Origin of the sequence: Acinetobacter sp. YH12218 (assembly GCF_013417925.1) — a bacterium.
Lineage (GTDB): Bacteria > Pseudomonadota > Gammaproteobacteria > Pseudomonadales > Moraxellaceae > Acinetobacter > Acinetobacter amyesii.
This window is the reverse complement of the sequence record NZ_VPDB01000004.1, coordinates 32,793-45,417: the sequence shown is the minus strand read 5'-3', so window position 1 is coordinate 45,417 and position 12,625 is coordinate 32,793. Positions and strand designations below refer to the sequence as shown.

At 39.7% G+C, this 12,625-nt stretch carries 12 protein-coding genes and 1 pseudogene; 6 read left to right on the top strand and 7 right to left on the bottom strand.

The window, feature by feature from the left end; all coding sequences use genetic code 11:
* Window positions 1-71: 71 nt before the first annotated feature.
* On the bottom strand, window positions 72-1,934 hold the full coding sequence (locus tag FTV03_RS01865) for a P-loop NTPase fold protein (protein WP_168378583.1): 1,863 nt from the start codon (window positions 1,932-1,934) through the stop codon (window positions 72-74).
* A gap of 60 nt (window positions 1,935-1,994) precedes the next feature.
* A complete protein-coding gene (locus FTV03_RS01860) occupies window positions 1,995-2,618 on the bottom strand; it encodes a LysE family translocator (protein WP_180039680.1) in 624 nt (207 codons plus the stop codon).
* A gap of 171 nt (window positions 2,619-2,789) precedes the next feature.
* Here FTV03_RS01860 and FTV03_RS01855 point away from each other — a divergent pair, with 171 nt between their 5' ends.
* Window positions 2,790-3,248 carry a DIP1984 family protein gene (locus FTV03_RS01855; protein WP_168378581.1) on the top strand — a complete coding sequence of 153 codons (459 nt, stop codon included), beginning with the start codon at window positions 2,790-2,792 and terminating at the stop codon, window positions 3,246-3,248.
* 236 nt (window positions 3,249-3,484) lie between these two features.
* Here the strand turns inward: FTV03_RS01855 and FTV03_RS01850 are convergent, their stop codons facing one another.
* Window positions 3,485-3,688, bottom strand: a complete 204-nt coding sequence (locus FTV03_RS01850; RefSeq protein WP_078191077.1) for an NF038215 family lipoprotein — start codon at window positions 3,686-3,688, stop codon at window positions 3,485-3,487.
* Window positions 3,689-3,993: 305 nt separating this feature from the next.
* Here FTV03_RS01850 and FTV03_RS01845 point away from each other — a divergent pair, with 305 nt between their 5' ends.
* The 5 genes and pseudogenes from FTV03_RS01845 (at window position 3,994) to FTV03_RS01825 (ending at window position 9,639) form a co-directional block, all read left to right on the top strand.
* On the top strand, window positions 3,994-4,542 hold the full coding sequence (locus tag FTV03_RS01845) for a TetR/AcrR family transcriptional regulator (protein ID WP_180039678.1): 549 nt from the start codon (window positions 3,994-3,996) through the stop codon (window positions 4,540-4,542).
* Between the two features lie 6 nt (window positions 4,543-4,548).
* Window positions 4,549-6,198, top strand: a complete 1,650-nt coding sequence (locus FTV03_RS01840; RefSeq protein WP_180039676.1) for an MFS transporter — start codon at window positions 4,549-4,551, stop codon at window positions 6,196-6,198.
* 62 nt (window positions 6,199-6,260) lie between these two features.
* Window positions 6,261-7,368: pseudogene (locus tag FTV03_RS01835) on the top strand (HlyD family secretion protein).
* A gap of 147 nt (window positions 7,369-7,515) precedes the next feature.
* On the top strand, window positions 7,516-8,406 hold the full coding sequence (locus FTV03_RS01830; protein ID WP_180039674.1) for a 1-aminocyclopropane-1-carboxylate deaminase/D-cysteine desulfhydrase: 891 nt from the start codon (window positions 7,516-7,518) through the stop codon (window positions 8,404-8,406).
* 33 nt (window positions 8,407-8,439) lie between these two features.
* A complete protein-coding gene (locus tag FTV03_RS01825; RefSeq protein WP_180039672.1) occupies window positions 8,440-9,639 on the top strand; it encodes an NAD(P)/FAD-dependent oxidoreductase in 1,200 nt (399 codons plus the stop codon).
* Between the two features lie 92 nt (window positions 9,640-9,731).
* On the opposite strand, the gene FTV03_RS01820 is transcribed toward FTV03_RS01825, so the two are convergent.
* The 4 genes from FTV03_RS01820 to FTV03_RS01805 form a co-directional block, all read right to left on the bottom strand.
* Window positions 9,732-9,893 (bottom strand): hypothetical protein, encoded by a 162-nt coding sequence (locus FTV03_RS01820; protein ID WP_162689753.1) that lies wholly within the window; start codon window positions 9,891-9,893, stop codon window positions 9,732-9,734.
* 124 nt (window positions 9,894-10,017) lie between these two features.
* Window positions 10,018-10,200 carry a hypothetical protein gene (locus FTV03_RS01815; protein WP_168378574.1) on the bottom strand — a complete coding sequence of 61 codons (183 nt, stop codon included), beginning with the start codon at window positions 10,198-10,200 and terminating at the stop codon, window positions 10,018-10,020.
* A 69-nt stretch (window positions 10,201-10,269) separates the two neighbouring features.
* Window positions 10,270-12,033 (bottom strand): mechanosensitive ion channel, encoded by a 1,764-nt coding sequence (locus FTV03_RS01810; RefSeq protein WP_180039671.1) that lies wholly within the window; start codon window positions 12,031-12,033, stop codon window positions 10,270-10,272.
* A 274-nt stretch (window positions 12,034-12,307) separates the two neighbouring features.
* The gene (locus FTV03_RS01805) at window positions 12,308-12,586 is read right to left on the bottom strand and encodes a hypothetical protein (protein WP_078191085.1); all 279 of its coding nucleotides are present in this window, start codon (window positions 12,584-12,586) and stop codon (window positions 12,308-12,310) included.
* Window positions 12,587-12,625: the final 39 nt, after the last annotated feature.

Here is a 12,625-nt window from a genome sequence, read left to right as displayed (position 1 = left end):
AGAAAAAGCCTCTACGTTGTAGGGGGCTTTTTTTGGCTTTTAATTTATTAACTTTTCCATGAAAGTACGATTTAGCCTTTGTATGCGGTGTTCTTAATTTCTGTTAAGTTAGGCAAAAATTTATCTTGTAATTTATGCTTTTCCAAAATAGTTATAGGCTGAGCTAGTTTTTCATTTGTTACTACAATAAGTCGCTCAAACCAGTTTTCTTCCTGTAAATAAATTTTAGCTTGGGAACGTGCTGTATAGCGTGATTTTAATCCATCTATCGCAGACATAGCACATCTATAGTTAATTTTAAAAAGTTGATTAAGAAAGTCTTGAGGTTCTAATACATTTAAGATTGGATAATCGTAAAATTTATTCGTAATTTGTTGGTGAAACTCATAACTATCATTTTCCATTAATGTTAATAATAATTTTCCTCTTTCTTCATTTTTTTCAATATATTTATCTTCATATGCTTGAGCAATATCCTGTATAAATTTTTGAAAAACTGGAATTTCTCTAGCATACAATCCATATCCACCAGACTCATCACTAATATCAAAATAACCAAATTTTTTAATATTTTCCTGTAAATTTACAATTTTTTTGTATTGGCTAATTGCTAACATTAATAGACTTTCAATTGAGCAGAAAATGAGACTTTTTTCTTTGAAATATACCAACATACTAACCGTATGAAGAATATCTGTTACATTAGTTAAACTTTGATGTTCAATACTTAATTTTGCTTCTTTGACTAGTTCTTCGAACTCTTTTTGTTCTAAATCCAAATAATGCCAAAGTTTAAACCAAGTGGGTGACTCTTCTTGTAATCTAAAATATGACTCATATAACTCATCGTGAATTATTTTATCTAAAATAATATTTTTATTCAGAATTTGATCCCAAAGCTTTTGAGTAAAAATATAATCATTCAGATTCATTTGATACTTTTTATGGAAACCGTGTGCATCTTCACCAACATAGCTGACAAGATGTTGAAAAGCACTAGTCCTTTTTTCTTCATTGGTCGAAGGTTCTTTGTCATCAAGCTTAAATTTTAAGATTTCTCCTTTAAATCTTCCTTTTTTATTTTCCAATGAAAGTGTTAAAAAAACCTTTAATACTTTTTTAAAAATGTCAGGATCAAAACAATCTTTATAAGAAAAATATTCTTTTTTATAAAATCTTTCAAAGTCAAAAATTGCTTGCTTAAAAGATCGTAAATTTTTATAGCCTACTTGGTTAAAAGTTTGCTTTATTAATTCAAAATTTGAAGTGAGCAGGTTGTTTAAATCTCTATTTTCAACCTCATGTAGAATACTTCTAATTGCTAACTCTTGATCCTCTATATAATAAAAAGTTGCTCCAATAAGTTTTTCTTTTTTTCTAGTATATTCTTCATTATCTTTAATTTCTTCTTCATTCGACACAATAAGGGTTTTAATTCCTTCCTGCTCTACAAAGTAATTAATATAGCCAAGTACTTCCTCTTTTTTTAACTCACAACGTTCTAAATCATCAAAAACTAATACGAAGTTATCATTAATTTTTAGATAATCTGGTAAATCAATATTGGGAATGCTACCTGAGATATTTCCATCTGATTTACCATCGTTGTCTAAATCAACTCTAATTGTTGCTTTCAATGTACCTTTTAAAATTTGACCTGCTAATTTTGCACTTTTACTCCCAAGAATTGGATGAATACTTTTAAAAATAGCTTCATCAATCATATAAGTCTTAGTAATACCATTTAAACTCACATAACAAATCTTTTTTCCCTGATCTTTTTTCTTTTCTAAATATTGTTTTACAAACCATGTCTTGCCACTACCCCATGCTCCATTCAACAATACAGCATATTCAAAATTCTTATTTCCATCGAAATAATAGTCTAAGTAGTCTTCAATGTGCTTATTAGGTTCTGAAATGTAATTAGACATATTAAAATTCAAAAATAAATTATTGTATTTTAATATATTTCTTTACACCTTAACTGTAAATCACTTCATCCCCAAAATCAGCTTTAATCCAAGCACTGTCATCACTGCCCCAGCTGCCCGATCAAAACCCGCTTTAAACTTCAAATACACTTTGCGTGGTTTTTCTGCCGACAAAGCCACAGCGACCAATGAACACCAGCCAGCATCAATAAAGAAACACAAAACTGGCAGTACAAAGTAAAAATACGTCGGAATGTCTTTCGGTAAAAGTGCCGTAAAAATACTGGCTAACACAATTGCAATTTTCGGATTCGACAACTGGGTAATTAAACCAGTCGTAAAGGCTCGACGGAGTGATATCTGCGAGCTGCTGGCATCACCAGTTTCAATCGGTTCTTTGGCATGTTTTATAATTTTAAATGCCATCCAAAGCAGGTATAAACCACCACAAATTTTTAAAGCCAAATATGCAGAAGGTACAGCCAATAAAAATGCCTGCAAACCCAATACCGCTAAAAGCCCAAATATTGCAGCGCCCAAACCTGTACCAAGTGCAGTAAATAAACCGTGTTTACGTGAAATTGCAATGGAATTCTTCGCCACATAAATTGACGTTGGCCCCGGGCTCATTGCACCAAGTAATAGCGCTGCCGCAATCGAGCCTAAAATCCAAAATGATTCCACTGTCACACCGTTTTCACTTAAATTCGTGGCAATTTTACAGATAGACTCTCTGAATTTCTCTCTATAATTTGCAGTGTTTATTTTAATTGACCAAATTTTTCACTATAAATAACTTGAATACCGCATTAATCCATCGCATGATCGCTAAAAGTACAAATTAATATCAAGACAATGAAATTAGCCGAAGCCCTACTTTTACGCAGTGACTTACAAACAAAATTGGCCTCGCTGCAACAACGAATCAATAACAACGTGCTCATTCAAGAAGGTGATGCACCTAGCGAAGAACCGAATGCTTTAATTCAAGAAGCATTTGCCGTAAATACAGAACTTTATGGCTTAATTGAAAAGATTCACGCCACCAATGCACAGGCTAAAACCAGTTCAGGACGCTGCATGCTTTCGGTCCTCAATGAACGTGATTTATTGACCCAACAGCATCGTATCTTGCAACAAGCTATTGACAGCTCACGCCGTGAAAATGGTCGTTATAGCTCAAGTGAAATCCGTTGGATTAAAACCATTGCAGTGGCAGATTTACAGAAACAGGCAGATAGCATTAGTCAGCAACTTAGACAAAATAACTTAGAAATTCAGGCATCAAATTGGCAAATAGACCTGATAGATTGACCTGATTTAAGCATTTGAACCACGGTTCATTCCAGTTCGGGCATACTGGGCGAGTACAGAGCCTTTTTAAATGTTTGTAAGGCTTTAATCCAACAAACTAAACTGCAGAAGTAAGACGTCTACTTCAAAATGTTCACACATCTGACGTAGCACACTGCATCTGTGACTCTTTACATGTCACGTCTCACTACCGTGTACTGACAGTATGTCCACCCTATTTTTGATGCATATAGCTGCTAATCATCATCTGCGGCAGCTTCATTGAGCGCAACATCTTCACGCGGTAATTTATAGTCATGGTCATTTACAGGGACACCGCCAATGATCATAGTGCGATGTTCATTTTGAGGACGATGCAATTCGTCAGTCGTATCACAGCCAACCATCCAAAAACTGCACAGGCACAGCATAGGCAGCACAGCCCGACTTAATTTGCTCATTGGATGCCCTCCATTTTTATAATTATCTTGCTTATAAATTCAGCATAGCATTTTTGTGCAGATATTCACCTTATTTATCTGCCGATTTAGGGTTAATTGTCAGGAATTATGTCTCGAGGGTCTTACGAATGCGGATGAAAATTCATGCAGATATGAATTTTTTCCTTTAAAAATAAATAATTTATTCATTTCATTTGAACTACATAAAAGACAAGTTACAAAACTGCTATCGAATACGATTTTACTTCGGACACTTTTGTCCGTTTAATAGCTAGATAAATTTAGAATGATGATGTCAAAGAATAATGTCCACACGTCAACAACTCGCTGCGCAAAACCGAGAAGTGCTTTTAGAAGCTGCGGTTGAGGTATTCCGTATTCACGGAATCAATGCGCCTTTACAACTCATCATGGATCAGGCTCAAGTTGGACGTGCGACGTTTTATCGTAATTTTAATGACCGTCGTGAGTTGGTACGCGCCTTAATGCAAGCTGCCTTGAACCGACTTGAACAGCGTGCGCTTAATTATGCACAGTTCGATGATGGATTTATTCGCCTCATTCAAGACCATATTTATAATATTCCCTATCTCACAGCCCTAATGGAATATTGGCGCGTGATCGATCGAGATGATCCTGCCATGGTTGAAATATACCAACGACGTGATGCCATTTTGCAACCGATGATTGATCAGGCCATTCAAAATGGTCGCTGTCGAGCAGACTTTAAACCGGCAGACTATGCCATGGTCACTTCCATTTTACGTGCAGCTTTACAAGGCCATACCGAAGCAGATCAGGAAAAACTCGCCAAACGTGCCGTTGAGTTTTTACTACATGGTATTTGCGGGTAATACGTCATGTCCAAATCTCCACGTTTATTGGAACCTGCTCCGGATTGGACACCCGAAGAAAAACCGACTTTGCCCGGCTCTCCCGCTGCCATTGCACATCCCACCTATAAGCGTTTTTTATACTTCTTTATCGGTTTATTTGTTGCGATCTCGGGGAGTTTAAGTAATGGATTTATCACGGCAAATTTACCCCTTCTACAAGGTGAATATGGTTTAACGCCTTCAGAAGCGGCATGGATTCCTGCGGCATTTGTTATGGCCAATGTCAGCTCTAACCTGATCTTATTTAAAGCCCGTCAACAATATGGATTTAGGCTATTTTCAGAAATTGGTTTGGTTTTATTTATCGCTGTGATGGTGCTGCATTTATTCGTCCATACCTATGAAATGGCAATTTTTGCACGGGTGATTAGCGGCTTACTTGCAGCTCCACTCAGTTCGCTTGGGATGTATTACATCATGCAAGCGTTTAAACGTGCTCATTTTGGTCGTGGGCTTTATCTAGCTTTGGGCTTTCAGCAGTTGGGGATTCCACTGGCATGGATCATGTCGCCCTATCTGGTCGATGTCAACGATTGGTCTATTTTTTACACCTTTGAATTAGGTTTAGCCTTATGTTGTTTGGCGATGGTGGTCTCTCTAAAACTGCCACGAAGCCTACGTATAGAAGTGTTTGAAAAGCAAGATTTATTCACCTTTGCATTATTAGCACCCGGCTTTGCTTTGCTATGTATCGTGCTAACTCAAGGCCCGATTCTTTGGTGGTTTGAGGCTGAATGGTTGGCCTATTTACTCATCGCCGCTTTGATTCTTTTAGTTGTCGGCCTGACCTATGAACATTTTCGGGTCAACCCCCTGATTGTCACACGCTGGCTCGGAACATCGTCTACCGTGAGTTTTATTATTGGTGCCTTTGCCATTCGCTTTCTCATGTCAGAACAAAGCTATGCGGCCGTGAATTTTTTGAAAACCATGGGCATGGGACCCGACCAATTCGTTTCTTTTTATACCGTTGTGCTGATCGGAATTGTCTTAGGCACAGTGTTTAGTGCCCTGACCTTTTCCAAAGAAAAAATTGTGCTTCATCTGCTCGGTGCAGCAGGTCTCGTGCTCTTTGCCTGTGCACTGGATTACCATCTGACCAGTGATGTACGACCACATGATTTTTATTGGAGTCAGTTTTTGGTGGGCTTTGCCAGTGGCATGTTTATTGGCCCACTTTTGCTTACAGGCATTGTCAGTGCTTTGCAAAAAGGCCCATCGCACATGGTGACGTTTATCGTACTATTTTCTGCAACGCAAACTTTTGGTGGTCTCGTCGGCTCATCGTTCTTTTCGACCTATCAGCAAATGCGTACCCAAACCTATCAGGCACAGATTTATAATGATTTATCGAAAACCTCCCCTATAGTCGAACAGCGCCTACAACAATTGGCGCAAAGTGCGCATCAATATTCTTTAGACTCAAATTTAGACCAACAACAAGCCATACGTAGCCTTAATCAAACCATCACTAGAGAAGCCCAAGTTCGAGCCTATAACGATGTGATTTTTTTAAATGGCATATTCGCCGTTTTATTGTTGCTTTGGGGTTTATTGCTGATGGGCAAAAATAAATATCAATTACGCCAACAGCAACGCACGGATAGTAGTTAAAATTTTCCCGACTTACACAACATAAGCAACCGCCAAATGACCTAATCGATATTGAGAACAACATGACCGAAGACCATAAACCCACTGAGCAAGCAGCACCGCAGCAACCACAAACAGCAACCGCTATGCCTGCGCCATCGAGTAAGCTTATTTCTACGCCGCAGCGTACCTTGATTTTTATGTTGATCATCCTCTTGTTGGGAATTGCGCTGATCTTATGGGCGTGGCGGATTGGTCCATTTCATAACAGTATCGAGTCGACTGAAAATAGCTATGTCAAAGGCAAAACCACGGTGCTTTCATCACAAATTAATGGTTATGTGAAAGATGTTTTGGTGACGGATTTTGATCATGTGAAAAAAGGTCAAGTGCTTATGCATATCGATGCAACGACCTATGATCAAAAAGTCACACAGGCTGAATCTGGGGTGGAACAAGCACAGAACTCTCTTGCCAATCAAAGTCAAGCCATTGAACAACGCAGAGCAGATATTACGGCAGCCGAAGCGAAAGTGGACCAATCACGTGCGGCCTATGAATTAGCTCTTGCACAAATGACGCGCTACCAACAACTCGGCAATACTGGCGCTGCATCGAAATCAGAACAAGATAAAGCGATTGCAGACGCTAAAAATAGTTTGGCCCAACTTCATCAAGCAGAAGCCAATTTACTAGTTGCCAAAGAATCATTCAAAACTGCACAAGTTGCAGCGACAGGGCTTAAAGCGCAAGTGAATAGTGCCAAAGCACAATTTGATCAGGCAGTGACCACTAAAGACTACAGCACGATTGTGGCACCTATGGATGGTCAGCTTGGTGAAGTCAGCCCGCGTATTGGTCAATATGTTGCTGCAGGCTCTCAACTGATGTATTTAATTCCACAGCAGCGCTGGGTGACTGCTAACTTTAAAGAAACGCAAATTGCAGATATGCATATTGGTCAAAAAGCTTGGTTCAGCGTCGATGGTATGAAACATCAAAAATTTTACGGCAAAGTTGAGCAAATCTCCCCTGCGGCTGGTTCTGAATTTAGTGTATTGAAACCTGACAATGCTACAGGAAATTTCACCAAAGTCGTGCAACGCATTGCCGTGAAAATTGCAATTGATCCTAATCAACAAGGTTTGGCCCGGTATGTCTGTCGTCACCTCTGTTGATGTTGCTAGTTAGTTGATGTTGCTAGTTAGCGGATGCTAGTAGTGAAGTGCTTTAAGTAAAGATGAATAGAACAAGATGCAAAGGATTTCATCTTCTGCACCTGCCGTTTTACAATGCCTACCTATTTGACCTCTAACCACCAAGATAACGATCACCAACATGTTTGAATCTATTGCCCACGCCATTCCTGAGCAGACTATTCAATATCAAGGGGTTGATTTGTGTATTAAGCGTTTGGACTTAGTACACCCACAAATATCAGGCAATAAATTTTATAAACTTAAATATAATTTTATTGAGGCTCAGAAATTAGGGGTTAAACACGTGCTTAGCTTTGGGGGCGCTTATTCAAATCACATTGCAGCCACCGCATTTGCCGCACATTTATTTGGATTCGGTAGTCTAGGCATCATCCGTGGGGAAGAATTACAACATCAAGCCCGAAATCCTACTTTAGCTACCGCCGAACAGTTTGGTATGCAGCTCAATTTTGTCACACGCCAACAGTATCGGGAAATGAAACAAGTAGACGCTTTAGCGCAATTACGACAGCAATATCCCGAACATTATGTCATTCCTGAAGGTGGAACTAATGCATTGGCTATCCGTGGCTGTACGGAAATCTTAAGCCATGAAAATCAACAAAATTTTGATCTCATCTGCTGTGCAGTCGGTACAGGTGGAACCATAACGGGCTTGATCGAAGCCAGTGCGGAACATCAACATGTTCTAGGTTTTTCAGCGCTCAAAGGTAATTTTCTTTGCGACGATGTTGCTCAGTTGACGCAGAAAACCAATTGGAACATCAGTAATGAATTTTGCTGTGGCGGCTATGCCAAAACAACGCCGGAACTATTACAGTTTATGCGGGACTTTGAACAACGCTATGCGGTCCCATTAGAACAGGTTTATACGGCTAAAATGCTGCGAGGTATTTTCAGTATGATTGAGCGGGGTCAGATTACAAACCATCAGCGTGTTTTAGTGATCCATACTGGTGGCCTACAAGGTCGCCTGAAAGGTTCAACCGAAGCGCTAAAAAGCGTATAATCCTGCGTCCTTTCTTCCACGCGGAAACTTACCATGTCGCAAAATCAATATGATGTCCTTGTTTTAGGTGCTGGTGCATCAGGCTTAATGACGGCATATAAAGCGGCGCAGCGTGGACGCAAAGTTTTGGTGGTTGAAAAAGCCAATAAAGTTGGCAAAAAAATCCTAATGTCTGGTGGTGGTAAATGCAATTTCACCAATTTGTATGTCGAACCAGAAAATTATATTTCACATAATCCACACTTTGTTATTTCAGCATTAACTCGCTATACCAACTGGGACTTCATTGGTATGGTCTGCGAATATGGCATAGAGTACGAAGAGCGCAAACATGGACAGTTATTTACCCAAAATGGTGCAAAAGAAATTCTCGCCATGCTATTGGCAGAATGTGACAAAACAGGCTTGGTGGATATTAAAACCAACTGCGAAGTAAAAGCAGTCAATACCATGCCAGAACAAGGCTTTCAAGTGGCAACCAATCTAGGCTATTTTGAAGCAGAATCGGTGGTTATTGCCAGTGGCGGTCTTTCTATTCCTACGTTAGGTGGTTCAGGAATTGGCTATGAGATTGCCAAACAATTCGGACATTCCGTCTACCCCACTCGCGCAGGCTTAGTACCCTTCACTTTCTCAGATAGTTTTAAAGAAGTAACCTCTCGCTTGAGCGGCAATGCTATTGAAGCCACGTTATCGAATGAGTTAAACAGTTTTACTGAGGCTTTACTCTTTACTCACCGTGGTTTAAGTGGCCCAAGCTCATTGCAGCTTTCAAACTACTGGGATGTCGGTCAACGTTTTAATATCAATTTCCTGCCAGCTTTAGATGTTTTAGATTTCCTCAAATCTAAAAAATCCAGTCAACCAAAAGTGTTACTGCGCACATTGTTCAATGAACACTTACCGAAAAGTGTAGTTATAGAATTACAAAATCTGATTTGGCCTGAACAAGCTGAATTAGCCATTGGCAATATCAGTGATGAAAAACTAGAACTCATTGCAAGCCGTTTAGAAAGCTTTGAAGTGAAACCATCAGGCACTGAAGGTTATCGTACTGCTGAGGTTACACTCGGTGGTGTGGATACCACTGAAGTCTCATCAAAAACCATGGAAAGTAAAAAACAGAAAGGCTTGTACTTTATTGGTGAAGTGCTCGATGTAACGGGGCATTTAGGTGGATACAACTTCCAATGGGCATGGGCTTCTGCACATGCGGCTTCTGAATACGTCTGATCTCGACTTAGAATGAATTAAACATAACGTACAGATGAACTCTGCATAAAAAAGGGCTGATTCATTCAGCCCTTTTTTATGCCCGATCTAACTTATTCAAGATAGTCGGTTTTAAATAATGATACTGACGACGTCGAAGTTCGTTGAATTGTCAGATCCATTTTTTCAACGGCAACTGAAATATGTTGTGGTTGCACGCTTGCGGTTTGTTTGAGTGTCGATACTAAAGTATTGAGCATTGAAATTACCCCCATTTTGCCATTCCTTTGCACGGATCATAAGTGTCATTCATGACAGCAATATGAATCCTAAGTTTTTATATTTTAAGTAATATTCTATATATCACTATTACTTAAAATACCAATTTTCGAGTAAATTTCAATCATTATTTTTGGACTGATTGGTATAATTTTTTTCACTTTTTGGCGGTGATTGTTCTGCCTGCTCCAAATTAGTGCGTTTTGGTTTTGCAAAAATAAAGCGTCGTGCGCTTGCCAAAAAACCCACCGTGATCCCTGCAATAATCACTGGGGCTAAAAATTTATTCGGTGCTTTTGCCATACAATATTCCTTATAAAGCATTAAAATCGACCACTTAAGCGTGGCCGATTTTTTTAAAGACAGAATAGTTTAATTTGGATCATCTGGTTTTGGCGGGGTTAAAGGTGCCGAATTTTCAGCCTCGCCTGTCGATCCAAATGGATTATTTTGTGGTTGATCACTTGGGTTTACATCCAACTGATCTGGCGTGGCCGTTTCTTTTTCACTGACACCGGGAGCAGCCTGTTGAATGTTTGGATAGCCATCATCGGTTTTCACTTCAGAAGTCATCACAGATGTTGATGGCGTTGGACTCGCTGTAGACGATGTTGGCGTATTAAAGGTGGTTTTTGCCTTCGCCTGTTCCTGTACTGGATTCGGTTCGTTGGCTTCACGTTTTGCTTTATCAATAAGATCTGATAACAATCGTTCCGCTGGATTGCGACCGCCTAAACCAAAGGCCAAAGCAAATGCAACAGCAACCGCACCAAGCGTTAAACCAAAGGCCAAATTCACGATCGAGTCGGCAATACCCATGGCACGCAAGCCCATGGCTACAACCAAGCCCATAATCAGCACACGGACCAAATTACCTAACCAACGTGAACTGTTATATTCCCCTCGTTGCACCACATTTGCCACAATATTGGCAAGCCAGAAACCCACCACCAAGATTACAGCACCAAGTAAAATACTTGCACCGAACTGGATAAACATGGCAATCAAGGCACTGATTTGCTCAAAGCCTAAACGGTTAGCAGCTTCAGATACCGCAAACAACATTGTGAAAAATACAATGAGGCAACCGACAACATCCGACACTTTGGTTTTGCCCAAAAAGCGTTGTATGTCTAATTTTTCTGGTACAGCATCAACACCTGTACCCGAGATCACATCCACAACTAGACGCGCTACAAAGCGTGACACCACATAGGCCAAGATTAAGATTAAACCTGCGGCAATGATGTTCGGTATCGCATACATGATCTCATGTAACATGGCTGTTGCAGGCTGAGAAATCGCCTCGATACCAAGTGCTTCGAAAGCCACAATTAATGCAGTGATAATGACTATAGCAAAGACAAAATTACCCAAAACTTGAGCAAGTTTTGCGTTTTTAAACATGCCCACTTTTTCGACTTGCTGCTGCAAACTCAAACTGTTCACCAAGCCTTCCACGATACCTCGCACAATCTTCGCCAAAATATAACCCACAAAGACGATGACACCGGCAATAAAGATATTGGGAAGATAAGAAACAACTTCAGTGACCATATTTTGGATTGGGAACAATAGACCGTTCAAACCCAAGATCGATAAAACAATCGGTAGGAAAAGTAACAAAATCAGCCAATATACAATTTCACTGATATTTTGACTGATAGGGCTGACGCCAACCTCAGAACTAAGTTTTTCATCGAGTTGGGTTTTATCAAGCAGTTTTTTTGAACCGACTTTGACCAAACTCGCCACGATCCAACCAATAAAACCCACGGCTACCGCAGCCAAGAGCTGTGGAATAAATAACAAGAACTGCTGAATCATATTACTGAATGGGCCACTGACACTGGTCAAATTCAGCACATTGAGCGCACCAATGACGGCAATGATCAAAATAATCCAGAACACTACTCTGGAGACTATATTTTCAACATTGGAACGGTGCCCAGTTGCATTTGAAAGTTTTTGATTTGTACCTAATTGTTGCAGAACTTTTTTGACGCCAGCAGCAATCAATAAAGCAATGACCCAACCAATCAGGAGAATTGCTACTGCACTTAAAATGGGGTGAAACTGTTCCCAATAATACATGGCATCAAAACGGCCACGCGGACCACCCAGATAATCATTCATACGTTCGCCCTCATTGTTATACATGATCTGTTGTTATGTGCATTTTTACGTATGCCGCGATATCACACAGCATTGGTGCTTTAAACTTGAGCTTTCTTTTCCACCTTAGTTTTTGCGTATTTTTTAATCAACCAAAGTATGCATAACTCCAACAAAAGCTCACAATTGAATGTAAAAAAGCCTTGGCATAACCAAGGCTTTATTTGTGTCATTCTGATGAGATGCTTAAGGTTCAGATCTTGCAATCATGTAAATCTGTCTCATGTATTTATCATCAATGATCTGTCGCAGTTGCTGTATTTGAATCATTGGCAACAGCTTCATCCCCCGCTGTACCGCTAGTCGTATCATTGGCAGTTGCAGTTTGTGCATTCGGTGCAGGATGATCAGGTGGTGCATCCGAAGCAGACGGTTTCATATCTGCAAACATATAAAATAATAACGCGATTAAGAAGATACCCACTAAAATTAGCATATACACTGGGATACGTTTTTTTTGTGTTGTTTCTTCTGCGCTGGTGGTATGGGGCGGTTTATTAAAATCGTGTGTCATATTCCCCTCGCTATTTTGTTGTTCGTCGTTCACTTTTTA

Bases quoted from the DNA above. Each gene is read 5' to 3' on its own strand.
- FTV03_RS01865 (WP_168378583.1), bottom strand. From the start codon at position 1,934: ATGTCTAATTACATTTCAGAACCTAATAAGCACATTGAAGACTACTTA.
- FTV03_RS01855 (WP_168378581.1), top strand. From the start codon at position 2,790: ATGAAATTAGCCGAAGCCCTACTTTTACGCAGTGACTTACAAACAAAA.
- FTV03_RS01850 (WP_078191077.1), bottom strand. From the start codon at position 3,688: ATGAGCAAATTAAGTCGGGCTGTGCTGCCTATGCTGTGCCTGTGCAGT.
- FTV03_RS01845 (WP_180039678.1), top strand. From the start codon at position 3,994: ATGTCCACACGTCAACAACTCGCTGCGCAAAACCGAGAAGTGCTTTTA.
- FTV03_RS01840 (WP_180039676.1), top strand. From the start codon at position 4,549: ATGTCCAAATCTCCACGTTTATTGGAACCTGCTCCGGATTGGACACCC.
- FTV03_RS01830 (WP_180039674.1), top strand. From the start codon at position 7,516: ATGTTTGAATCTATTGCCCACGCCATTCCTGAGCAGACTATTCAATAT.
- FTV03_RS01825 (WP_180039672.1), top strand. From the start codon at position 8,440: ATGTCGCAAAATCAATATGATGTCCTTGTTTTAGGTGCTGGTGCATCA.
- FTV03_RS01820 (WP_162689753.1), bottom strand. From the start codon at position 9,893: ATGGGGGTAATTTCAATGCTCAATACTTTAGTATCGACACTCAAACAA.
- FTV03_RS01815 (WP_168378574.1), bottom strand. From the start codon at position 10,200: ATGGCAAAAGCACCGAATAAATTTTTAGCCCCAGTGATTATTGCAGGG.
- FTV03_RS01810 (WP_180039671.1), bottom strand. From the start codon at position 12,033: ATGAATGATTATCTGGGTGGTCCGCGTGGCCGTTTTGATGCCATGTAT.
- FTV03_RS01805 (WP_078191085.1), bottom strand. From the start codon at position 12,586: ATGACACACGATTTTAATAAACCGCCCCATACCACCAGCGCAGAAGAA.